This window comes from Bosea sp. 685 (assembly GCF_031884435.1).
Lineage (GTDB): Bacteria > Pseudomonadota > Alphaproteobacteria > Rhizobiales > Beijerinckiaceae > Allobosea.
Window position 1 is genome coordinate 1,525,286 of the sequence record NZ_CP134779.1, and the last position, 22,237, is coordinate 1,547,522.

Below are 22,237 nucleotides of genomic sequence, written 5' to 3' on the forward strand. Positions count from 1 at the left end.
CAAGGGCCTGCTGCAGCGTGCATCGACGCGCTTCATTCGGCAAGCGCTGTCGATCGCGAGCTGGGCGCCGTTTCCAGCGCGAACGGGCGGCAATCACAGCAAAATCGGCTTCTGCCAAACTGCGAGCGCTTCAAACGATGTCGGTTTCCGCCGCCATCGCCGTGCTTTCGAGTGCGGTTTGGAGCGGCACGCTCTGTGCATGAGGGAGGGTGTCTTTCCGCCGCCGGCGCCGTTCCAGGGCTGCTGGCGCGTGCCAGCCTGTCCGCGCATCGAGGGATCGCTCCATGACAATCACACGCCGCACCGCCATCGCTGCTGGCCTCAGCCTGCCCCTCGCTGCCCGGGGCGGGGCCGCGCAAGCCCAGGCGCCGAGCCGCAGCGAGACGCTGCTCCTGGTGCAGGAATACGGCCCCAACAGCCTGGACATGCAGGGCATCGGCTCGTCGCAGCCGGTCAATGGCGTGGCGCTGAACTGCTATGATCGGCTGCTGCGCTTCAAGCCGGTGCCGATTCCGGGCGGCGGCGGCAATACGATCGCGATGGGTGAGCTCGAGGGCGAGCTGGCGGAAAGCTGGCAGCTTGCCTCCGACGGCATGAGCTGCACCTTCAAGCTGCGCGACGCCACCTTCCACTCCGGGCGCAAGGTCACCGCCAAGGACGTCAAATGGTCGCTCGACCGCGCGGTCTCGATCGGCGGTTTCGCTACGACGCAGATGAATGCCGGCTCGCTGGAGAAGCCCGAGCAGTTCGTCGTGATCGACGACAAGACGCTGCGCATCGACTTCATCCGCAAGGACAAGATGACGCTGCCTAACCTGGCCGTCACCATCCCGTTCGTGTTCGACTCCGAACTTGCCATCAAGAATGGCGGCGACGACCCCTGGGCCAAGGACTACCTCAAGAACAACATCGCAGGCTCCGGTGCCTACAAGGTCGAGAGTTGGAAGCCCGGCGTCGAGACGATCTATGTCCGCAACGACGCCTGGACTTGCGGCAAGCTGCCGAGCCTGCGCCGCATCATCGCGCGCGACATCGCCTCGCCCTCGACCCGCCGGGCCCTGATCGAGCGCGGCGATGCCGACATCTCCTATGGTCTGCCGCCGAAGGACTTCAAGGATCTGGCCGATGCCGGCAAGGTCAATGTCGTCGGCGTGCCGATCCCCAACGGCGTCTGGGGCTGCTATCTCAACACGCAGGTCGGGCCGTTCAAGGATGCGCGCCTGCGCCAGGCGGTCGCCTGGGTGATGCCTTATGAGAAGATGCTGCAGGCCTCGTTGTTCGGCCGCGGCGTCGACATGTCCGGCGGGCCGGAGACGCCCAAGGTCGCCTGGCCGCAACCCTTCCCCTACAAGACCGATGTCGCCAAGGCGAAGGCGCTGGTCGATGCCGCCGGCGGTGGCTTCTCGACCACACTGCTGTTCGATGCCGGCAATGCGACGGTGGCCGAGCCCATGTCGGTGCTGATCAAGGAGGCGCTCGCAACCATCGGCATCAATGTCGAGATCTCGAAGGTGCCCGGCGCCAACTTCCGCGGCGAGATCCAGAAGAAGACCAACCCGATGGTCCTCAACCGCTTCGCCGGCTGGCTCGACTATCCCGACTATTATCTGTTCTGGACGATGCACGGCAACAATTCGATCTTCAACATCGCCGCCTACCAGAACCCGGCGCTGGACAAGCTGGTCGACGAGGCCCGCTTCACCGCCGACAAGGCGACCTACGACAAGAGCGTCGTCGAGTTCATCAAGCTGGTGAACGTCGAGGTGCCGATGGTGCCGATCGCCCAGCCGACCCATGACGTCGCCATGCAGAAGTCGATCGGCGGCTATCAGTTCCAGCCCTGCCGCGAGCCGGATTTCCGCTACCTGACGAAGGGGTGAGCGGTCTCTTCGTCATGCTCGGGCTTGTCCCGAGCATCTCCTGATAGAGATTCTCGGGTCTGCGCGGAGTTTATCCTTGGGCCGGCCAAAGCCGGACCCGAGGGCTTCGCCCGAGAATGACGACACGGTTCCGAAACCTGTTGAAGGAGGCCAAGCCATGCTCAAGATGATCGGCCAGCGCCTTATGACGACCATCCCGTCGATCATCGGCGTGATCATCGTCACCTTCCTGCTCACACGGGTCCTGCCGGGCGACACCGCCGCCTATTTCGCCGGGCCCGCGGCGTCGCCCCAGGCCATCGCCGAGATCCGCGGCAAGCTCGGCCTCGACCGACCGCTGCCGGTGCAGTTCGCGTCTTACGTCACGGCGCTGGCGAAGGGCGATCTCGGCCAGTCGCTGACGACCGGCCAGCCTGTGACCAGGGACATTGCCGCGCGGCTGCCGGCCTCGGCCGAGCTGACATTGGCCGGCTTGCTCCTCGCCATGGCGGTGGCGCTGCCGCTGGGTGTGCTGGCCGCGGTGAAGCAGGGCTCCTGGATCGATCATCTCTGCCGGATCGTCGCGACGGCGGGCGTCTCGTTGCCGGTGTTCTTCACCGGGCTCTTGCTGGTCTATGTCTTCTACTTCCTGCTCGGTTGGTCTCCGGCGCCGCTCGGGCGGCTCGATGTCTTCGCCTCCGAGCCGCCTGGCGTCACCGGCTTCCTGCTGATCGACATGCTGCTCGCGCGCGATCTTGAGGGTTTTCGCGCCGCCTTCTCGCAGCTCATCCTGCCGGCCGTGACGCTCGCCATCTTCTCGCTCGCGCCGATCACGCGGATGACGCGTGCCTCGATGCTGGCGGTGCTCGGCGCCGATTTCGTCCGCACGGCGCGCGCCAGCGGCCTGACCAATAGCAAGGTCATCGGCACCTATGCCTTCCGCAACGCCATGCTGCCGGTGGTGACGACGCTCGGCATGGTGTTCTCCTTCCTGCTCGGCGCCAATGTGCTGGTCGAGAAGGTCTTTGCCTGGCCAGGCATCGGCTCCTATGCGGTCGAGGCGCTGATCGCCTCGGACTACGCCCCGATCCAGGGTTTCGTGCTGACCATGGCGGTGATGTATGTCGCGCTGAACCTCATGATCGACGTGCTCTACGGCGTCATCGATCCCCGCGTCAGGCTGGAGGGTTGAGGCCGTGAACGACATGTCCCAAATCCTCAAAAAAGAACCCGAGCCCGCTCCCGGCGAACCCTCGCCCGCCGAATCTTTGCCGGCCGAGTCCTTGCCGGCCGAGTCCTTGCCGGCATTGCGCTTCGAGGCGCCGCCCTCGACCAGCCTGTGGGCGCATGCGCGCCATATCGTGACGGAGAACCCGGTGACGGGGCTCGCCTTCGGGCTGTTTGCGCTGATCCTGGTAGCGGCGCTGATCGGCCCCTCGATCGTGCCTTATGATCCTCTCGCCTCGAACACCAATGCGGCGCTGCAGGGCCCGAGCCGTGCGCATTGGTTCGGCACGGACCAGCTAGGCCGCGACATCTTCAGCCGCGTCATTGCGGCGACAAGGCTCGATTTCTCGATCGCGGTGTTCTCGGTCGCGCTCGTCTTCGTGCTCGGCGGACTTGCCGGCATCATGGCCGGCTTCTTCGGCGGCTGGGTCGACAAGCTGGTCGGGCGCGTCGCTGACACCATCATGGCGTTCCCGCTCTTCGTGCTGGCGATGGGCATCGTGGCCGCGCTCGGCAACAGCGTCACCAATATCGTGCTGGCGACGGCGATCATCAATTTTCCGCTCTATGCCCGCGTCGCCCGCGCCGAGGCGAATGTGCGCCGCGACGCCGGTTTCGTGCAGGCGGCGCGGCTCTCCGGCAATTCCGACTGGCGGCTGCTGCTGACGCAAATCCTGCCCAACATCATGCCGATCATGGCGGTGCAGATGTCGCTGACCATGGGCTACGCCATCCTGAACGCGGCGGGCCTCTCCTTCATCGGTTTGGGCGTGCGCCCGCCGACACCTGAATGGGGCATCATGGTCGCGGAAGGTGCGAGCTTCATCGTCTCCGGCGAATGGTGGATCGCCTTCTTCCCGGGCCTGGCCCTGATGATCGCGGTGTTCTGCTTCAACCTGCTCGGCGACGGCGTGCGCGACCTCGTCGATCCGCAGCGGAGGAATTGATGGGTACGCTCATGAACCTCTCCGTCATTCCGGGGCTCGCGCAGCGAGAGCCTGGAACCCAGAACCGCAGGTCGAACTCCAGCAGTCATGACCGTCGCGTCCTGTCTTTTGTAACCTGCGGTTCTGGGTTCCGGGCTCGACGCTGCGCGTCGCCCCGGAATGACGGGGAGGTTCTGGCATGACCTCTCCGCCCCTCCTCGACATCAAGAATCTCACCGTCGAATTCGCCACGCGTCGCGGCGCGGTGCAGGCGGTGAAGTCCATCGATATCCAGGTCGCCAAGGGCGAGACGGTCGCGATCGTCGGCGAGTCCGGCTCGGGCAAATCGGTGACCTCCTATGCCGTGGTGCGCATCCTCGACCGGGCAGGCCGCGTCGCCGAGGGCGCGATCTCGTTTTCCGGCATCGACCTTGTGGCGGCTGACGAGGCGCAGATGCGCGACCTGCGCGGGCGCGAAATCTCGATGATCTTCCAGAACCCGCGCGCGGCGCTGAACCCGATCCGCAAGGTCGGCCGGCAGATCGAGGACGTGCTGCTCCAGCATGTCCAGGCGACGCGCGCGACCGCCAGGGAGAAGGCGATCGAGGCCCTGACCAAGGTCAAGATCGCGCGGCCGGAAGAGCGCTACGATGCCTATCCCTTCGAGCTTTCCGGCGGCATGTGCCAGCGCGTGGTGATCGCGCTTGCGCTCGCCTGCCAGCCGCAATTGCTGATCGCCGACGAGCCGACGACGGGCCTCGACGTGACGACGCAGAAGGCGGTGATGGATCTGATCGTCGAGCTTACGCGCGAGCGCGGCATGTCGACCATCCTGATCACCCATGATCTCGGATTGGCGGCGGCCTATTGCGACCGGGTCGTGGTGATGGAGAAGGGCAAAGTGGTGGAGACGGCCGCCGCCGCCGACATCTTCCGCAATCCGCAGCACCCCTATACGCGCAAGCTGATGCAGGCGACGCCGCGCATCGGCATGTCGCTTGCCGATCTGTTGCCGGACGCTCCCAAGACTGCGGCTCCCGAGCCGGATGCTCCCAAGACTGCGCCTGCCGAGGCGAAGGCGCCTCAGATCATGCCCGCGGGGGCCGAGCCGCTGATGCGGGTCGAAAACCTGGTCAAGGAGTATCCACGTCCAGCGACAGGGGCCTTCCTCGCCAAGTTCATGGGCAAGGCGGAGCCGGAGAAATCCGCCTTCCGCGCGGTCGACGGTATCAGCTTCACTGTCGCCAGGGGCGAGACGCTCGGGCTCGTCGGCGAATCCGGCTGCGGCAAGTCGACGACCTCGATGATGATCACGCGACTGATCGACCCCAGCGGTGGGCGGATCGTTTTCGACGGCACCGATATCGGCGCGATCCCGGCCAAATCCTTCGCGGCCTCGCCGTATCGCCGGCGCATCCAGATGGTCTTCCAGGATCCGACCGACAGCCTGAACCCACGCTTCACCGCCGAGCGGGCGATCGCCGACCCGATCCTGCGCATGGGCGGGATCTCGGGTCGCGATGCCTTGCGCGCCCGCTGCGAGGAGCTGGCGCGGCTGGTCGGCCTGCCGGTCGAACTGATCGACCGCTTTCCGCACCAGCTCTCGGGCGGGCAGAAGGCTCGTGTCGGCATTGCGCGCGCCATCGCGCTCGATCCCGATCTCGTCATCCTGGACGAGCCGACGGCGGCGCTCGATGTCTCCGTGCAGGCCGTGGTGCTGAATCTGCTGGAGGAGCTGAAGGGGCGGCTCGGCATGAGCTATCTCTTCGTCTCGCACGATCTCAACGTGGTGAGGCTGCTCTGCGACCGGGTGATCGTGATGAAGACCGGCGCGATCGTCGAGCAAGGCATGGCCGAGGAGGTGTTGGGCAATCCGCAGGCGGCCTACACTCAGGAATTGCTGACCGCGATTCCGCATCCGCCGATGTGACATGCCACCCTCGCCGTCATTCCGGACAAGCCGCGCTAGCGGCGCCGATCCGGAATCCATCGTAGAGTTCAGAGCTCTCCGATGGATTCCGGGTCTCCGCTTCGCTGCGCCCGGAATGACGGGGAGGGTGGAAACAAGGACGATACCGGAATGAAGATCAACGACCCCGCCGTGCTTGCCGAAGTCGAGGCCGCTTTTGCGGCTTATGAGAAAGCGCTGACGACCAATGATGTCGAGACGCTTGATGCGCTGTTCAAGGACAGCCCGCAGACGCTGCGCTACGGCGTGGGCGAAAATCTCTACGGCTATGCCGAAATCGCGGCCTTCCGTGCGGCGCGTTCGCCGGTCGGGGTGATGCGCACGATCGAGCGCACCGTCATCACCGCTTACGGCGATGCCATGGCCACGGCCAACACGCTGTTCCGGCGCGACAGCATGGTGGGCAAGATTGGGCGGCAAAGCCAAACCTGGGTCAAGTTCCCGGAAGGCTGGCGGGTCGTCAGCGCCCATGTCAGCGTGATCGCGGAATGACGCCCGGTTGCGCTGCGCCATGACCCTCACGCTCTGGCCTGCTAAGCAGGTGGCTGCGCTTCCGTTGAATCTTTGGTCCTGATCCATGCCGCCTCGCCGCGCCGCCGCCGTTGGACTCAAGCCCGCAGCCCCCACGCGCACGGAAAGCTTGCGGCTCCAGATTGCCGACGAGATCGTCTCGGGCGCGCTCGAGCCCGGCACGCCGCTCGACGAACAGGAGCTCGCCGCGCGCTTCGGCGTTTCGCGCACGCCGGTTCGGGAGGCGATCCGCCAGCTCTCGAGCTCGGGGCTGGTCAGCGTCAGGCCCCATCGCGGCGCGGTCGTGGCGCTGCCGACGCCGCGCCAGCTCCACGACATGTTCGAGGTTATGGCGGAGCTCGAAGGGCTTTGCGCCGGGCTTGCCGCCCGCAACATGACGGTGCCGGAGCGGCGCGGGCTTGAAGGGCTGCACCAGGCCTTGCGCACGCTCGTCCATGAGGGCGATCCGGCGCGCTATCACGAGACGAACGAAGCCTTCCACGCCGCGATCTATGCTGGAACGCATAACGGCTATCTCGCCGAACTCACCTTGATGACGCGGGCCCGCGTCGCGCCGTTTCGCCGGGCGCAGTTCCGTGCCACGGGGCGGTTGGGTGGCTCCTATCAGGAGCACGACACGATCGTGCAGGCGATCCTGCGCGGCGATCAGGCCGGCGCGACCGAGGCGATGCGCGCCCATATCGGCATCGTGCGCGATGCCTTCAGCAGCTATGCCGAGGCGCGGTGAGGCTCACGCCGCGCTCATCTGCGCCGAAACATAAGCCCGCCAGCCGCCATATTCCGTGACGTCGCGCGCACCTTCCGTGGCGATGGCCTCGCAGAGGAAGCCCTTGACCCGCGTAGCATCCGCTAGAGCGAGCGTGCCGATGCCGAGCGGGGCGGGGATGCCGGCGACGAAGCGGCCAAAACCTTCCGCCGGTAGTGCCCAGACTTCGAGCGCGATTGCTGCGCCTTGGCCGGGCGCGACGCGCACCAGGCCGGGCCGGGCCGGCGGTCCGCCGGGGAGGGCGAAGAGGCGGTACTCGGCCGTGGTCGTCGTCGCGCGCAGGAAGCTCGCTCCGAGCCCGGTCAATTCGCCGTTGAGCGGCATGCCGGAGAGATGCGCGCCGACGACGGCGATCTCGATCGTGCCGGGAGCGGGGGCTATGGGCCGCGCCGCCAGCACCGGCGCGTCTGTGCCCGTTGCGCCCAGAGTCAGGCCGGATGCGGCATGGAAGGCGCGGCCGAGGCCGGCCAGCGCCGCGTCATGGCCGCTTGGCGCGATGAAGGTGACGCCGGCTGCCGTGCCGTCTTCGGTCAGGCTCACCGGCACGGCGAGCGCACACATGTCGAGCAGGTTCACGAAATTGGTGTAGCGGCCGAGCATGGAGTTCTGACCGATGGGGTCTGCCGCCATTTGCGCCAGCGTGACCGGGCGTGGTGCTGTCGGCACCATCATCGCATCGATGCCGTTCAGGGCTGCCTTCGCAGCCAGTGCGAGTTCGGCCAGCTTGTAGCGCGCGGCGAAGGCATCGGCTGCGTCCGGCAGGGGCTTGCCGGCGATGACCTGCCGGATCACCGGCAGGATCGCCTCGGGGTCGCGCGCCAGCAGGTCGCGGATGGCAAGAAAGCGTTCCGCGACCCAGGGGCCGTCATAGAGCAGCCGGGCGGTGTCGTAGAACGGTGTCATGTCGAGCGGCACGATCGTCGCGCCGAGCGAGCGGGCGCGTTCGACTGCCAGCGCGAAGCTTTCTGCCGCCTTGGCATCGCCGTCGAAATCGAGATCGGCGGGGCCTGGAATGCCGAGTTTGAACTGCGGCGGGATCGCGCCCGGCTGGCCGAGAGGAACAGGGCGGGAAAAGGGGTCGGAGATATCCGGCCCCGCGATCACCTCCAGCACTGCGAAGGCGTCGTCGGTCGCCAGGGCGAAGACGGAGACGCAATCGAGCGTGCGGCAGGCGGGCACGACGCCGGCTGTGGGCACGAGGCCGAGGCTCGGCTTCAGGCCAATGAGGTTCTGCAGGCCGGCAGGCACGCGGCCCGAGCCTGCCGTGTCCGTGCCGAGCGCAACCGGGACGATGCCGGCAGCGACCGCGCTCGCCGACCCTGAACTGGAACCGCCGGGCACCAGATCGGCGCGCAGGGCGTTGCGCGGCACGCCATAGGGCGAGCGTGTGCCGTTCAGCCCGGTGGCGAACTGGTCGAGATTGGTCTTGCCGATGATGATTGCGCCCTGCGCGCGCAATCGCGCCACGGTGCTGGCGTCCGCGGTCGGCGTATAGGCGAAGGCCGGGCAGGCGGCCGTGGTGGCCAAGCCGGCGACGTCGATATTGTCCTTCACCGCGACCGGCACGCCCCAGAGCTTGCGGCCGCGCGGACCCTCAGCCTGGAGGCGTTCGGCCTCCGCCAGCGCCTCGGCTTCGGGCCGCAAAGCGATGAAGATGGCCGCGTCGCCATGGGCGCGATGGCGCGCATAGCAGGCGGAGATCGTCTCGGCGATCGTGACGCGGCCGTCGAGATGGTCGGCAAGGAGGGCGCTCAGTGTCGGCACGGCGAGATCTCTCGGTGAAAGGTTATAAAAGAGGCATCAATTGGCTCAATGCATACAAAGATTATGCATGGTTGCGATAGGCAGCTCCGATACCTGCCTCGGCGTCAGGAACGAATTTCGGTTCCGGCGAAATGGCCGTTCTGATTTCCGTGTGATTCCATGATCTTATTGTGATCCCTCTCGGCGGAGGCCCGCTCGGTCAGGCGCGCTCGCGTTCAGGCATGGCCCTTGCAAAGCCCGTTCCGTTCGCCAGTGACGGGAGCGCTTTCGGTGAGCCGGTCCGAGATTCCAGCCCAGCCTTTTCCGCTCAGCGTCGATTTCGCGCGCACCGCGCTCGTGATCATCGACATGCAGCGCGATTTCCTGGAGCCGGGTGGGTTTGGGGCTGCGCTCGGCAATGATGTCTCGCTGCTCGTCGCTGCGGTCGGACCCTGCCAGGCCATCCTGGCCGGTGCGCGCGAAGCCGGCATGCTGGTGATCCATACCCGCGAGGGCCACAGGCCGGATCTGTCGGACGCGCCGCCGGCCAAGGTTTTGCGAGGCGATCCGACGAAGCGCATCGGCGCGGCAGGTCCGATGGGGCGCATCCTGATCCGGGGCGAGGCCGGCCATGACATCGTTCCGGCGCTCGCGCCCCTGGCCGACGAGCCGGTAATCGACAAGCCGGGCAAGGGCGCCTTCTACCAAACCGATCTCGATCTCATGTTGCGCAATCGCGGGATCGAGGCGCTGCTCGTCACCGGCGTGACGACCGAGGTCTGCGTCCACACCACGGTGCGCGAGGCAAATGACCGGGGCTATCGCTGCCTCGTGCTCGGCGACGCCTGCGCCTCCTATTTCCCGGAATTCCATGAGGTGGGTCTGCGCATGATCGCGGCCCAGGGCGGGATTTTCGGCTGGGTTTCCACGACAGGCGAGGTGCTGGCAGCGCTCAGCGCTGCCAAGCGCGCTGCCTGAGCGCAACGCAGGAGGGGGCTATGGCGACGGCGACCGCGGCGACGACCTCACCGAAACTCTGGACGCCGGGCGACTGGAACGCCCTGTTCGGCTTCGGCACTAATATCCTGGTCAACCTGCTGGTGTTGACCGGCTTGCTGCAATTCGTGCTGAAGATGCCGAGCGAGATCGTCTTCGGGCGCATCCTGCCGGCGCTTGGGCTGATGATGGCCCTCTCGACCGGCTATTATGCCTGGCTCGCCTGGAAGCTCGCCAAGGAAACCGGCCGCGACGATGTTTGCGCGCTGCCTTCGGGCATCAGCGTGCCGCATATGTTCGTCGTCACCTTCGTGATCATGCTGCCGATCGCCTCGATGACCGGCGACCCGGTCAAGGGCTGGGAAGCCGGCCTCGTCTGGGTCTTCTTCCAGAGCTTCATCCTGATGATCGGCGGCTTCATCGCGCCCTATATCCGCAAGATCACGCCGCGCGCGGCGCTGCTCGGCACGCTGGCCGGCGTCTCGATCGCCTTCATCTCGATGCGTCCGGCGCTGGAGATTTTTCTCACGCCGGCGATCGGGCTTGTCTGCCTTGCGATCATCCTGGTGAGCTGGTTCGGCGGCGTGCGCTATCCCAGGGGCATTCCGGCGGGGCTTGTCGCCATCGCCTTCGGCATGGTCATCGCCTGGGGTTCGGCGCTGCTGGGGCTCGATGTCGGTGGCCTGAGCCTCGCCAAGCTGGGCGCGGCCTTCTCGACCTTCGGCTTCTCGCTGCCGCTGCCGGCGGTCGACCATGTCTTCTCGGGCTTCAGCTATCTCGGCGTCATTCTCGTCACCGCGATCCCCTTCGGCATCTACGATCTCGTCGAGGCGATGGACAATGTCGAGAGCGCGGAAGCCGCCGGCGACCATTACCCGACGACGCGGGTGCTGACGGCCGACGGCATCGTCAGCCTGATCGGCTGCCTGATGGGCAACCCCTTCATCAACGCGGTCTATATCGGCCATCCCGGCTGGAAGGCGATGGGCGGGCGCATCGGCTATTCCGCCGCGACCGGGCTGATCGTCGTCGTGCTGTGCTGGTTTGGCGTCATCGCGCTCTTGCTGGCGCTGATCCCGATCGTCGCGATCTCGCCGATCCTGCTCTATATCGGCATGCTGATCGGCGCTCAGGCCTTCCAGACCACACCGGTGAGCCATGCGCCGGCGATCGTGCTGGCGCTGACGCCGCATCTTGCCGCCTGGGCCAAGGTGCTGATCGACGGAGCGCTTGGAGCCGCCGGCACCAATGCGGCGGCGGTTGGCATCGACAAGATGGCGAATATGGGTGTGCTCTATCACGGGCTCGAACTGATGGGCGGCGGCGCGATCCTGTCGGGGCTCGTGCTCGGCGCCATCGCTGTCTTCGTCATCGAGAAGCAATTCCTGCACGCAGCGGCCTTCGCGGCTGCAGGCGCCATCCTCACCTATTTCGGGCTGATGCATGGCGAGGCGATCGGCATCGGCAAGGGGCTCGGCGTCACACCCTCGATCAGCCTCGCCTACGCGATGGTGGCGGGCTTCCTCTATCTCTGCTCGCGTTCGCTGGTCGGAGCCGAGGCGCCCAAGCCCATGATCTCCGAACCGCAGGGCGTATTGGAACCGGCCGAATGAGCCAGACGAAACCCGCCTTCGACGCCGCGCGCCACCTCGACGCGATGGCCCCGGCGCTGGGCCTGACGATCACGGAGAAGCAGCGCCCCGGCGTGCTGCAGTTCCTTGGTGTCGCGCATCTGATGTCGGAGATCCTGCGCGCCGCGCCGCTCGACGACGCCTCCTTCGAGCTCGCGCCTGTGTTCCGGCCGGGGCGGACCAGCGACGGAGAGCCTGCGTGAGTTTCGATGCCTTCACGCCGGCCCATCTGATCGCGGCGCAGATCAGGGACGGCGCGGTCTCGGCCGAGACCGTCGTCACCGGCTTCCTCGACCGGATCGCGAGGATCAATCCGCAGGTCAACGCCTTTACCGACGTCACCGCTGAGCGGGCTTTGGCGCAGGCGCGGGGGATCGATGCGGCGCGCATTGCGGGCAAGACGCTCGGGCCCCTGGCGGGCGTGCCCTTCGCCGCCAAGAATCTCTTCGACATCGAGGGCCTGCCGACGCGGGCCGGTTCGAAGATCAATCGCGAGCGCGCGCCGGCGCCGCGCGACGCCGTGCTGATCGAGCGGTTGAGCGCGGCCGGTGCGGTGCTCGTGGGCGGGCTCAACATGGGCGAATACGCCTATGATTTCACCGGCGAGAATGCCCATGACGGCGCTTGCCGCAATCCGCATGATCTTGCGCGCATGGCTGGCGGCTCCTCGTCGGGCTCCGGTTCCGCAACGGCGGCGGGGCTCGCTCCGCTATCGCTGGGCTCGGACACCAATGGTTCGATCCGCGTGCCGAGTTCGCTCTGCGGTGTCTTCGGGTTGAAGCCGACCTATGGCCGCCTGCCGCGCACGCGCAGCTTTCCGTTCTGCGACTCGCTCGACCATCTCGGCCCCTTCGCCCGCGACGTGAGCGATCTCGCCATGGCCTATGACGCGATGCAGGGAGGCGACGCGCATGATCCAGCCTGCGCGCAACGGCCGGTCGAACCGGTGCTGCCGACATTGACGCATGGCGTCTCGGATTTACGCATCGCGGTGGCCGGCGGCTATTTCGCGACTGACGGCATGCCGGAGGCCGATGCGGCGGTGAAGGCGGTCGCCGGGGCTCTCAGCGCGACGCGGAATCTAGTGCTGGAAGGGGCGGGCATCGCCCGCGCCGCGGCCTTCCTGATCACCAATGCCGAGAGCGCCGCGTTCCATCTCGAGCGCTTGCGGGAGCGGGCCGATGACTTCGATCCCGAGACGCGTGACCGCTTTCTGGCGGGCGCGATGCAGCCGGCGGCCTGGTACATCCAGGCGCAAGCGGCGCGGCGCTGGTTCCACGACGAGATAATGCGGGCCTTCGCCGATGTCGACCTGATCATCGCTCCGGCGACGCCTTGTCCGGCGCCGGAAATCGGCCAGAAGACGTTGAGCCTGCGCGGCGAGACCGTGCCGCTGCGGCCCAATCTCGGCCTGTTCACCCAGCCGATCTCCTGCATCGGCCTGCCCGTTGCGGCCGTGCCGGTGTTCGGCGCGGGCCTGCCGATCGGCGTGCAGGTGATCGCCGCGCCCTGGGGCGAGGATTTGTGCCTGCGGGTCGCGCATGCGTTGCAGCAAGCTGGGGTGTGCGAGGCGAAGGCGCCAGGGCTGGGGTAGGCCGTCATTCTCGGGCCGCGCTTGCGCGGACCCGAGAACCTCCCGCCGAAAAGGGCGCTTTTCTTTCACGAGATGCTCGGGTCAAGCCCGAGCATGACGAGCTGACCCGCTTTACGCCGCGCCGATCAATATCCCCGCCGCCAGCACCAGCCCGCCGCCAAGCACGACCTGGAACGCGGCGCGCAGGAAGGGCGTTTCCATGAAGCGGTTCTGGATCCAGACGATGGCCCAGAGCTCGATGAAGACGACGATGAGCGCGATCGCGGTCGCGGTCCAGAAGGACGGGATCAGATAGGGCAAGGCATGGCCGAGCCCTCCGAGCATCGTCATCACGCCCGAAGCCAGTCCGCGTTTCCAAGGCGCACCGCGACCGGAAATCTTGCCGTCGTCATGGGCGGCCTCGGTGAAGCCCATCGAGATGCCGGCGCCGACCGAGGCCGAGAGGCCGATCAGGAAGGTGGTCCAGGGGTTCTGGGTCGCGAAGGCCGTGGCGAAGATCGGGGCCAGCGTCGAGACCGAGCCGTCCATCAGCCCCGCAAGGCCAGGCTGGACCCAGGTCAGGATGAACTGGCGCTTGGCGGCCATGTCCTCGTCAACGCGGGCCTCGCCGCCGAGATGCGTCGCGGTCAGGTCCTGCGCCTTGCTCTCATGCTTGGCTTCGGCCGCCGCCAATTCGCCGAGCAGCTTGCGTGTGTCGATATCGCTCGAACGCCCGGCCGCCGCGACATAGAAATCGCGGGCCTGACGCTCCATGTCCTCGGCCTCTTCCCGCATGCGGTCGAGGCCGAGATTCTCGATCAGCCAGACCGGCTTGCGCGTGTAGAAATCGGAAACATGCTCGCGGCGGATCGGCAGGATGACATCGCCGAAACGGTGCTGGTAGAGGTCGATCAGCCGCCTGCGGTGCTCATCCTCCTCCTCCGCCATGCCATCGAAGATCGCGGCGGAGGCGGCATAGTCGCCGCGCAGCTTCTGCGCATAGATCGCATAGATGCGGCCATCTTCCTCCTCGGAGGAAATCGCCAGGGCCAGGATTTCCTTCTCCGACAGATCGTCGAAGCGGCGTTTGCCGGTGAGGCCGGGCAGGGAGAAGCGCGAGAGCATGTGAGATCTCTAGTTTAGAATAATTCTAGATTAGAGGTCTCCGGGCCGATGCGCAAGGGGCATGACGATGTGTGGCGGGAGGAGCCGGAGCCCGGACAGAAAAAAGCCCGGCCTTTCGGCCGGGCGTGGTGATATCGGAAACCGGTGCGCGCTCAGACGGTCAGCTTGCCGGCCTTGGCGGCGGCATAGCGCTCATTGACCTTGGCCCAGTTGACCACGTTCCACCAGCTCTTGAGGTAGTCGGCGCGGCGGTTCTGGTATTTCAGGTAATAGGCGTGCTCCCAGACATCGTTGCCGAGCAGGACCATATGCTTGTCCATCAGCGGGCTGTCCTGGTTCGGCTTGCCGAGCAAGGCGAGCTTGCCGTCGGCGCCGACGGTGACAAAGACCCAGCCAGAGCCGAAGACGCGCAGGCCCGCGGCCTCGAAATCGGCCTTGAACTTGTCGAAACCGCCGAGGTCCTTGGTGATCGCAGCCGCGACGTCGCCGGTCGGTACGCCGCCCGCGTTGGGACCCATGACCTCCCAGAACATGGTGTGGTTGGCATGGCCGCCGCCGGCATTGCGGATTGCGGTGCGGGCCGCTTCCGGAACCGAGCCGATGTCGCCGAGCAATTTGTGGAGGGGTGTCGAGGCGACGACGCCATGGTCCTTGGCAACGGCATTGAGGCCGGCGACATAGGCGGCGTGGTGGCGGGTGTAGTGGATGTCCATCGTGGTCGCGTCGATATTGGGCTCGAGCGCGGCGGCCTCATAAGCGCGCTTGGGCAATGAGAAGGGGCCTGCCGGAGCCGCCGGCGCAGCGGCCTGGGCCCAGACCCTGGGGGCGGCCGAGACAGCGATGGCGGCCGCGCCGAAACCGAGCAGCGAGCGGCGGGAAAACGAAGTCGCGTTGATCATGACATCCTCCATGGGCCGATTGGCTTGCTGGCTCGGCCTTGCCTTTACGTTATGCACGCAACAGTTCTGCGGATGCAGAGGGGGCGTTCAAAAATTTGCGGTGCTGGCGGCGTTCCGAAACACCTCATCGGCTGCTTTTTTTGCACATGGCGCAGACGACTTCGCATGACGGCCTGTATCGCGTCTCTGCCATAATCGTGGCATGAGTTCGACTAACGCCCGCACGCTCCTTCTCGTTCCCTTGCTCGGCCTTCTCTGGGGCTTCAACTGGCCGGCCGTCAGGATATCGCTCAGCGAGATCGCGCCCTGGACGCTTCGTGCCGGCGGCATGACCTTCGCGGGGTTGACGCTGGTCGCGGTTGCGCTGCTGCGCGGCCAATCGCTGCTGGTGCGGCGCTCGGAATGGCCGCGCTTGCTGCTGGCGGGCTTCCTTTCGATCGCCGCCTTCAACGTCCTGCTTGCCTTCGCGCAATTGATGGCGCCGACCTCGCGCGCCGCGATCCTGACCTTCACCATGCCGATCTGGGCGACGCTGCTGGCGCGGCTTTGGCTGGGCGAGGCGCTCGACCGGCGCAAGCTGCTCGGGCTCGCGCTCGGCATCGCTGGGCTGGCATCGCTGGGGCTGCCGCTGATCCGTGGCGGCGGGTTGACGCTCGGCCTGCTGTTTGCGCTGATCGCCGCCCTGAGCTGGGCCCTGGGCACGATCGTGACCAAGCGCTGGCCGGTCTCAGTGCCGGCCCTGACGGTGGCCGCCTGGCAGCTCCTGATCGGCGGGGCGGTCGCTGCGCTCGGCATGCTCGCCTTCGAGGGGCTGCCGGTGCCCAAGATGCTGGCGCCGCGCACCCTTGCCGCCTTGAGCTTCCACATCCTGGGCGCACAGGCTTTGGCCTATTTCCTCTGGTTCACCGTGATCGCGCGATTGCCGGCGGGTATCGCCAGCATCGGCACCCTGATGGTTCCCGCCGTCGGCGTGCTTGGCTCGGTCGTGCTGCTCGGCGAGCGGCCGAGCCCGAGCGACTGGCTCGGCCTCGTGCTGGTGGTGGCGGCCTCGGGAACGATCCTGCTGCCGGCAAGGCCGCTGGCGGGCCTCAAGGCGGCGCGATGAGCGATGGCCGGCTTGGGCAGCGTTGCGGAGCCTCAATTTGAGTAGGAGCGTCGCGGCTTGAGGAGACGACAATGTTGCCGAGCTTCGAAACTGACCGCTTGCTCGTTCGGCCCCGCTCCATGGCGGATTTCGCGGCCTGTCTGGCGATGGACCGGGACCCAGAGGTGACGAAACATGTTGCGGGGCCCTGGCATGATCCCGAACGGCATGAGCGCTTCCTGCTCGAGCGGATTCAAAAACCCTTCGGCTCCGGCTTGGGGTATTGGTCGCTCTTCGCCAAGCGGGAGCCCGACCAGTTCCTCGGCTGGATTCTCCTGATCCCTTATGACGGTGTTGGGCCGGACATCGAAATCGGCTGGCGACTGAACCAGCTCGCATGGGGCAAGGGCTATGCGACCGAGGCGGCACGCCCGATCGTCGAGCACGCTTTCCGAACGGTGGGCCTTCGCCGGATCGTCGCGGACATCGACCCGGCGAATTCGGCCTCGATGCGGGTATCCGAGAAGCTGGGCTTGGCCTTCATCGGCGATGGCGAGCATGATGGCATGCCGTGCAAATGCTACGCGACGACGCGGGAGGATTTCTTCGCGGCGAATCCCCGCAAACCCTGATCTTGGGCCGGCATGGACTCCCCGGGGCCGGTTTCGCGCATTAACGGCGGGTTTACGGCGTTTCGTTACGGTCTGGGCGGACATCCCACGACCGAGGGTCACCCCCGCCATGCATGCGTTCGCTCTGAAGGCCCCCGAGCCGGCCAATGAGGATGCGCAGCATGAGGCTGGAGCCGCGCATGCCGTGCGCGCGATCTCGGAGCGCTTCGGCAAACTCGGCGTCGAAATCACTGATATCGCCGGCCGCATCGGCGATGTGACGGGTCAGCTCGAGGGGCAGGCCGAGGGATTGCACCGTGTCGTCAGCGCGGTCGAGCAGGTCTCGCGGGCCAACCGCGCCATCCAGCAGGCGGCGGAGGGGGCGCAGGAAACGGCGTCCGTGGTCAGGAGCGGGCTGGAGCGCGTCACCGGTGCGGTCAGGCTCGGGCTCAACGCGGCGCAATCGGATATCGAGGCGCTGTCGCAAGGTGCGCAGTCGATGTCGCAAGCCTTGGCCGAGGCCGTCTCGGACGCCCACAAGGTCAGGGTGTCGAGCGACGCGATCCAGTCCATCACCCGCGAGATCCAGCTTCTGTCGGTCAATGCCGGCGTCGAGGCGGCGCGCAGCGGCACGGCCGGGCGCGGCTTCGCCGTCATCGCGGCGGCGGTGAAGCAACTGGCCGAGCAGACCCGCGACGCCACCGCGCTGAGCGCCAAGCAGCTCGACATACTGGTCAAATCGGTCGACCAGCTCGCGCGCCGGAGCCAAGAGAATGCCCAGACCGCGCGCCGCGCCAGCGAGGGCAGCCAGAGCATCGCGCTGCAGGTCGGTGAGCTCGACAGTTTTGGCCGCTCGGTGGTCGAGCTGATCGGCGACATCGACGCGATCTCGAACCCGACGCGCGAGAACGCCGTTGCCTGCGCCAAGGTCGGCGAGGATCTGACGGCGCTGGTCGCCGGCGTCGATCAGTCGAGCGAGAATCTCGATCGCGCGGCGCAGCGCACCGCCTCGCTCGTCTCGATCAGCGAGGCGATCCTGGGCGCCATCGCCGCGTCTGGCGTGCGCACCGCGCAATCGGAGCTGATCGCGACCGCGATGGAGACGGCCGGGCAGATCGGAGCCTTGTTCGAACAGGCGCTGGCGCGCGGCGAATTGACGATGGCGGATCTGTTCGACGAGGGCTACCGGCCGGTCGCAGGCTCGGACCCGCTGCAGCATATGACGCGCTTCGTCGGACTGACCGACCGCATCCTGCCACCGATCCAGGAGCCGCTGCTGGCCTCGAACCGCCGCATCGTGTTCTGCGCGGCGGTCGATCGCAACGGCTTCCTGCCTACGCATAACCAGAAATATTCGCAGCCTCAGGGGCGTGACCCGGTCTGGAACAACGCCAATTGCCGCAACCGGCGCATCTTCGCCGACCGCACCGGCTTGGCTGCGGCGCGTAACCAGAAGCCGTTCCTGCTGCAGACCTATCGGCGCGATATGGGCGGCGGTCAGTTCCTGGTGATGGAGGATCTCTCGGCTCCGATCCGGGTCAAGGGCCGCCATTGGGGCGGGTTCCGTTTCGGACTGAGCGTCTGAGGCAGGTGAGTTCTGACTGCCGGTGCTGTTGCGCCGCGGTCATCGTGTTGAGTGAGTGAATCGAGCAAGCGTCATGCATATCGCGCCGTCTTTCCCGAATCTCTCCGTCCTGCTGATCGATGCGAGCCCGCATTATCGGCGCATCATCCGCACGATGATGTACCAGGCGCAGCTCCATCGCATCTTCGAGGCGTCCGATCTGTCCTCGGCGGCGACGATGTTCATCCAGAAGCAGCCCAACATCGTGATCCTGGATTGGGACCTGCCCGATTCCGGCAGCATGAAATGCCTCGCCTCGATCCGCTCCTTCAAGACCTCGCCCTTCGCCAAGGCGCCGGTGCTGGTGATGATGGAGCGCCCGGACCGGCGCTCGGTCGTCCATGCTGCCAAGCTCGGCGCGCACGAGATCATCAACAAACCGATCTCGCCCAATAACCTGTGGCTCCATCTGTCGGGGATCATCAATATCCCGCGGAAATACAAGGAGCAGAACGGCAGCATCTCACTCGTGCCGCGCGCGATCAGCAACAACATGTTCTGACGGTTGCAGGCCGAGGCGTAGCCAACTGGCGGCGGGCGCTGAAAAAGCCTTAGAAACGCCCAAAAGATTGACGCATCGCGAGCCGGTTAGCGAAGTTTTTACCAATGAGACGCGATGCTCAGCGGCACATTCATGGGTCGCGCCGCCGTGGTCATCACCGTCTCCCTACCTCCCTTCCTGGGTCGCTCCGAAGCTGCGGCCTTTCGCAACCAGTTGCTGGTCGCGCTGGAGCAGAAGGAAAGCGTCTCCGTCGAATGCGCGGAGGCCGGTCCTTTCCCCAGTCTCTGGGTGCAATTGCTGCATTCCGCCGCGCTCAGCGCCAAGGCGCGCGGGCTCTCGGTCTCCCTCAAGGCGGCTTCCGAGGAATGCCGCAAATCCCTGCAGGCGATCGGGTTCGACCCCGCTCGAAGCGCTCTCGTTCTGGAGTGATATGGATGAAGATCCTGGCTATCGACGACACCAAGACCCTGCTCAGCCTGCTCTGCCTGACGCTGCGCAATGCCGGCCATGAAGTGGCCGCCGCGGAGAATGGCGAAGAGGGTCTGACCACTTTCGACAAGTTCAAGCCGGATCTCGTGATCACCGACCTCAACATGCCGTTGATGGACGGCATCGAATTCACCCGGGCCTGCCGGGCCAGGCCCGCCGGGCAGAACACGCCGATCATCGTGCTGACGACCGAGAACGGTGCCGAGATCAAGGCGGAAGGTCGCCGCGCCGGCGCCAGCGCCTGGATGGTCAAGCCGTTCGAGCCTACGACCCTGCTCGGCCTCGTCGCCCGCTATCAGAACTGAGGCTGGCTGATGGACCCGTTGGCGGAACTCAAGCAGACCTTCTTCCAGGAGTGCGAAGAGCTCCTGGGCGCATTGGAGCAGAAGCTCCAGGCTCTCGATGAGGGATCGACCGATCCCGAGGACGTCAACGCCGCCTTCCGCGCCATCCATTCGATCAAGGGTGGGGCCGGCGCCTTCGGCTGCACCGAACTCGTCGCCTTCTCCCATGTCTTCGAGGCTTCGCTCGACCACCTCCGCTCGGGTCGTGTCGCGATCGAGGATGCGCCGTTCTCCCTGTTCCTGCGCTGCTCGGACGCTGTTGCGGATCTCGTTTCTGCAGCCCGCAGCGACGAGCCCGCCCGCGCGCGCCCCGATCTGCTGGAAGCGCTGGAGCAAGTCGGCCAGGCGCCCAAACCGGCCGCTGCAGCGCCGGTTGCCGTCAAGCCTGAACCGGCCAAGGCTGAAGCCGTAAAGCCGGCCGCCGCGAAGGCGCCTGCCAAGTCAGCGCCTGCCGCTGCTGACGACGCTCCTCCCGGCATCGCCGCGCTCGGCAATCTGCTCGCCATGGTCGAGGCCAAGACCGGAGCCGCCCCCGCGCGCGTCGATGACGGCTGGGATGATGAGCCGGCTGCTGCCGCGCCGCCGCCCGCCGACAAGCCCGGCCGCGATCTCTGCCTGCGGATCAGCCCGGAATCGGATCTGTTTCGCCGCGTCATCGAGCCGCGCGTCGTGCTGGGTTCGCTGCCTGCCGAGGACATCGTCTCGGTCGTTTGCGATCTGAGCCAGGTGCCGCTGCTGGAGACGCTCGACGTCACCGACTGCCATATGCGCTTCGTCGTGACGCTGCGCACCGAGCTTTCGGTCGAGGATATCTACAGCCGCTTCGACTTCACGCTCGCCGCCGAAGAGTTCGAGATCGAGACGCTCTCGCCGGCAGCCGCGAATGACGACGCCGAGCCGGCCGAGGAGGCTCCCGCCGCGCCGGAGGCCGAAGTCTCGGCCAATGTCGCCGCCGACCTCTCCGCGATCCTCGCCAGGCTGGGGCCGGCTCCGGCCAGCGCGCCCGAACCCGACATCCTGCCGGCCGCGGCACCCGTCGCAGCCCCGGTTCAGGCCGCTGCGGAGGCTGCTCCGGCGCCGTCCCGGACACCGGCTGCGCGTGCGCCCGCCAATGATGCGGCTGCCGCGCGCCAGCGCCAGGCCGTCAGCGTGCGTGTCGATCTCGACCGCATCGACAAGTTGATGAACCTCGTCGGCGAGATCGTGATCACCCAGTCCATGCTGGTCGAATGCGTGCGTTCGCTGCCCTATGACGTCCATGCCAAGACGGCCGAAGGCATCCTGACGCTGTCGCGCCAGACGCGCGAACTGCAGGACCATGTCATGGCGGTCCGCGCCCAGCCGGTGAAGGCCGTGTTCCAGCGCATGCCGCGCCTGGTGCGCGAACTGGCGCAGACGCTCGGCAAGGAAGTGAAGCTCGTTCTCGAAGGCGAGAACACCGAGGTCGACAAGACGATCATCGAGGAACTGGCCGATCCGCTGACCCATATGATCCGCAACTCGATGGATCACGGGCTGGAGACGCCGGAAGACCGCATCGCCGCCGGCAAGAACCCGGAGGGCACGATCAAGCTCGTCGCGGAGCATCGGGCCGGGCGCATCGTGATCTCGGTCACGGATGACGGGCGCGGCATCGGGCGCGACAAGCTGCTCGCCAAGGCGAAATCCCGCGGGCTCGTCGGACAGGATGAAAAGCTTGCGCCCGAGGAGATCGATCAACTGATCTTCGCGGCCGGGCTCTCGACCGCCGAAGTCATCAGCGACGTCTCCGGGCGCGGCGTCGGCATGGATGTGGTGCGCCGTAACGTCGAGTCGCTCGGTGGGCGCATCTCGGTCGATTCGGAACCGGGCAGGGGCTGCAAGTTCACGCTCGCCTTGCCGCTGACACTGGCGGTGTTGGAAGGCATGGTCATCCGCTGCGGCGACGACCGCTACGTTATCCCGATCGCCAGCGTGATCGAGACGCAGCATCTCGCCTCGACCCCGATCGAGCATCTCACCTTCGGCCAGGAGGTGCTGCGCTGGCGCGGCGAGGTCACGCCGCTGCACCGACTCGGCGCGGTCATGGGCTCGACCGGCACGCCCAACGAGAACATCATCATCATCGCCGAGACCGAACGCGGCGACAATGTCGGCATCGCGGTCGACGAGATCGTCGGCCAGCAGCAGGTCGTGGTGAAGAGCCTCGAAGGCAATTACGGCACGGTCAACGGCGCGTCCGCCGCGACCATCCTCGGAGACGGCCTCGTCGCGCTCATTCTCGATGTCGACTCGATGCTACGCCTCGCCGCCACCAGCGGCCGCCCATCTGTTCCCGCACTGAAAATGGCTGGATGAT

General features: G+C 66.5%; 20 protein-coding genes. 17 read left to right on the top strand and 3 right to left on the bottom strand.

Going from position 1 to position 22,237, the window contains the following annotated elements; genetic code table 11:
- Positions 1-284: 284 nt before the first annotated feature.
- The 6 genes from RMR04_RS08495 (at position 285) to RMR04_RS08520 (ending at position 7,239) form a co-directional block, all read left to right on the top strand.
- On the top strand, positions 285-1,880 hold the full coding sequence (locus RMR04_RS08495; protein ID WP_311914130.1) for an ABC transporter substrate-binding protein: 1,596 nt from the start codon (positions 285-287) through the stop codon (positions 1,878-1,880).
- A 157-nt stretch (positions 1,881-2,037) separates the two neighbouring features.
- A complete protein-coding gene (locus RMR04_RS08500) occupies positions 2,038-3,051 on the top strand; it encodes an ABC transporter permease (protein WP_311914132.1) in 1,014 nt (337 codons plus the stop codon).
- A 13-nt stretch (positions 3,052-3,064) separates the two neighbouring features.
- Positions 3,065-4,033: an ABC transporter permease gene (locus RMR04_RS08505; protein ID WP_311915773.1), complete on the top strand. Its 969-nt coding sequence runs from the start codon at positions 3,065-3,067 to the stop codon at positions 4,031-4,033.
- A 178-nt stretch (positions 4,034-4,211) separates the two neighbouring features.
- Entirely contained in the window at positions 4,212-5,942 is a 1,731-nt protein-coding gene (locus RMR04_RS08510) for a dipeptide ABC transporter ATP-binding protein (RefSeq protein ID WP_311914134.1), read from the top strand.
- 150 nt (positions 5,943-6,092) lie between these two features.
- Complete coding sequence (gene hpxZ / locus RMR04_RS08515) at positions 6,093-6,473, top strand: oxalurate catabolism protein HpxZ (protein WP_311914135.1); 381 nt, start codon at positions 6,093-6,095, stop codon at positions 6,471-6,473.
- A gap of 85 nt (positions 6,474-6,558) precedes the next feature.
- Entirely contained in the window at positions 6,559-7,239 is a 681-nt protein-coding gene (locus tag RMR04_RS08520; protein ID WP_311914136.1) for a GntR family transcriptional regulator, read from the top strand.
- Positions 7,240-7,242: 3 nt separating this feature from the next.
- Here RMR04_RS08520 and atzF read toward each other — a convergent pair whose 3' ends face one another.
- Complete coding sequence (gene atzF / locus RMR04_RS08525) at positions 7,243-9,042, bottom strand: allophanate hydrolase (RefSeq protein WP_311914137.1); 1,800 nt, start codon at positions 9,040-9,042, stop codon at positions 7,243-7,245.
- Between the two features lie 270 nt (positions 9,043-9,312).
- On the opposite strand from atzF, the gene RMR04_RS08530 reads away from it, so the two are divergent.
- From RMR04_RS08530 to RMR04_RS08545, 4 genes are read left to right on the top strand one after another with little or no spacing between them, the layout of a single operon-like run.
- Positions 9,313-9,999: a cysteine hydrolase family protein gene (locus tag RMR04_RS08530; RefSeq protein ID WP_311914139.1), complete on the top strand. Its 687-nt coding sequence runs from the start codon at positions 9,313-9,315 to the stop codon at positions 9,997-9,999.
- Between the two features lie 20 nt (positions 10,000-10,019).
- A complete protein-coding gene (locus RMR04_RS08535) occupies positions 10,020-11,630 on the top strand; it encodes a regulator (RefSeq protein ID WP_311914140.1) in 1,611 nt (536 codons plus the stop codon).
- Positions 11,627-11,851, top strand: coding sequence for a DUF4089 domain-containing protein (locus RMR04_RS08540; RefSeq protein WP_311914141.1), 225 nt, complete (start codon positions 11,627-11,629; stop codon positions 11,849-11,851). Before RMR04_RS08535 ends, RMR04_RS08540 begins: the two co-directional genes overlap by 4 nt.
- Positions 11,848-13,242, top strand: a complete 1,395-nt coding sequence (locus RMR04_RS08545; protein ID WP_410492218.1) for an AtzE family amidohydrolase — start codon at positions 11,848-11,850, stop codon at positions 13,240-13,242. Before RMR04_RS08540 ends, RMR04_RS08545 begins: the two co-directional genes overlap by 4 nt.
- A 111-nt stretch (positions 13,243-13,353) precedes the next feature.
- On the opposite strand, the gene mbfA is transcribed toward RMR04_RS08545, so the two are convergent.
- Positions 13,354-14,346 carry an iron exporter MbfA gene (gene mbfA / locus RMR04_RS08550; protein ID WP_311914143.1) on the bottom strand — a complete coding sequence of 331 codons (993 nt, stop codon included), beginning with the start codon at positions 14,344-14,346 and terminating at the stop codon, positions 13,354-13,356.
- A gap of 152 nt (positions 14,347-14,498) precedes the next feature.
- A complete protein-coding gene (locus RMR04_RS08555; RefSeq protein ID WP_311914145.1) occupies positions 14,499-15,245 on the bottom strand; it encodes a superoxide dismutase in 747 nt (248 codons plus the stop codon).
- Between the two features lie 202 nt (positions 15,246-15,447).
- Between RMR04_RS08555 and RMR04_RS08560 the strand changes: the two genes are divergently transcribed.
- The 7 genes from RMR04_RS08560 (at position 15,448) to RMR04_RS08590 (ending at position 22,236) form a co-directional block, all read left to right on the top strand.
- Positions 15,448-16,350, top strand: a complete 903-nt coding sequence (locus tag RMR04_RS08560; RefSeq protein ID WP_311914146.1) for a DMT family transporter — start codon at positions 15,448-15,450, stop codon at positions 16,348-16,350.
- Between the two features lie 119 nt (positions 16,351-16,469).
- Positions 16,470-16,961, top strand: coding sequence for a GNAT family N-acetyltransferase (locus tag RMR04_RS08565; RefSeq protein ID WP_311915775.1), 492 nt, complete (start codon positions 16,470-16,472; stop codon positions 16,959-16,961).
- Between the two features lie 109 nt (positions 16,962-17,070).
- The gene (locus RMR04_RS08570) at positions 17,071-18,525 is read left to right on the top strand and encodes a methyl-accepting chemotaxis protein (protein WP_311914147.1); all 1,455 of its coding nucleotides are present in this window, start codon (positions 17,071-17,073) and stop codon (positions 18,523-18,525) included.
- A 73-nt stretch (positions 18,526-18,598) separates the two neighbouring features.
- Positions 18,599-19,066: a response regulator gene (locus RMR04_RS08575; protein WP_069692561.1), complete on the top strand. Its 468-nt coding sequence runs from the start codon at positions 18,599-18,601 to the stop codon at positions 19,064-19,066.
- A 114-nt stretch (positions 19,067-19,180) separates the two neighbouring features.
- Positions 19,181-19,495, top strand: coding sequence for an STAS domain-containing protein (locus RMR04_RS08580; RefSeq protein ID WP_311914149.1), 315 nt, complete (start codon positions 19,181-19,183; stop codon positions 19,493-19,495).
- Positions 19,496-19,500: 5 nt separating this feature from the next.
- A complete protein-coding gene (locus tag RMR04_RS08585) occupies positions 19,501-19,860 on the top strand; it encodes a response regulator (protein WP_069692559.1) in 360 nt (119 codons plus the stop codon).
- Between the two features lie 9 nt (positions 19,861-19,869).
- Positions 19,870-22,236 (top strand): chemotaxis protein CheA, encoded by a 2,367-nt coding sequence (locus tag RMR04_RS08590; protein ID WP_311914150.1) that lies wholly within the window; start codon positions 19,870-19,872, stop codon positions 22,234-22,236.
- Position 22,237: the final 1 nt, after the last annotated feature.

What these genes read in the sequence shown, in the direction of transcription:
- RMR04_RS08495 (WP_311914130.1), top strand. Translation starts at nt 285, where the DNA reads ATGACAATCACACGCCGCACCGCCATCGCTGCTGGCCTCAGCCTGCCC.
- RMR04_RS08500 (WP_311914132.1), top strand. Translation starts at nt 2,038, where the DNA reads ATGCTCAAGATGATCGGCCAGCGCCTTATGACGACCATCCCGTCGATC.
- RMR04_RS08505 (WP_311915773.1), top strand. Translation starts at nt 3,065, where the DNA reads ATGTCCCAAATCCTCAAAAAAGAACCCGAGCCCGCTCCCGGCGAACCC.
- RMR04_RS08510 (WP_311914134.1), top strand. Translation starts at nt 4,212, where the DNA reads ATGACCTCTCCGCCCCTCCTCGACATCAAGAATCTCACCGTCGAATTC.
- hpxZ (WP_311914135.1), top strand. Translation starts at nt 6,093, where the DNA reads ATGAAGATCAACGACCCCGCCGTGCTTGCCGAAGTCGAGGCCGCTTTT.
- RMR04_RS08520 (WP_311914136.1), top strand. Translation starts at nt 6,559, where the DNA reads ATGCCGCCTCGCCGCGCCGCCGCCGTTGGACTCAAGCCCGCAGCCCCC.
- RMR04_RS08535 (WP_311914140.1), top strand. Translation starts at nt 10,020, where the DNA reads ATGGCGACGGCGACCGCGGCGACGACCTCACCGAAACTCTGGACGCCG.
- RMR04_RS08540 (WP_311914141.1), top strand. Translation starts at nt 11,627, where the DNA reads ATGAGCCAGACGAAACCCGCCTTCGACGCCGCGCGCCACCTCGACGCG.
- mbfA (WP_311914143.1), bottom strand. Translation starts at nt 14,346, where the DNA reads ATGCTCTCGCGCTTCTCCCTGCCCGGCCTCACCGGCAAACGCCGCTTC.
- RMR04_RS08555 (WP_311914145.1), bottom strand. Translation starts at nt 15,245, where the DNA reads ATGATCAACGCGACTTCGTTTTCCCGCCGCTCGCTGCTCGGTTTCGGC.
- RMR04_RS08560 (WP_311914146.1), top strand. Translation starts at nt 15,448, where the DNA reads ATGAGTTCGACTAACGCCCGCACGCTCCTTCTCGTTCCCTTGCTCGGC.
- RMR04_RS08565 (WP_311915775.1), top strand. Translation starts at nt 16,470, where the DNA reads ATGGCGGATTTCGCGGCCTGTCTGGCGATGGACCGGGACCCAGAGGTG.
- RMR04_RS08570 (WP_311914147.1), top strand. Translation starts at nt 17,071, where the DNA reads ATGCATGCGTTCGCTCTGAAGGCCCCCGAGCCGGCCAATGAGGATGCG.
- RMR04_RS08575 (WP_069692561.1), top strand. Translation starts at nt 18,599, where the DNA reads ATGCATATCGCGCCGTCTTTCCCGAATCTCTCCGTCCTGCTGATCGAT.
- RMR04_RS08580 (WP_311914149.1), top strand. Translation starts at nt 19,181, where the DNA reads ATGCTCAGCGGCACATTCATGGGTCGCGCCGCCGTGGTCATCACCGTC.
- RMR04_RS08585 (WP_069692559.1), top strand. Translation starts at nt 19,501, where the DNA reads ATGAAGATCCTGGCTATCGACGACACCAAGACCCTGCTCAGCCTGCTC.
- RMR04_RS08590 (WP_311914150.1), top strand. Translation starts at nt 19,870, where the DNA reads ATGGACCCGTTGGCGGAACTCAAGCAGACCTTCTTCCAGGAGTGCGAA.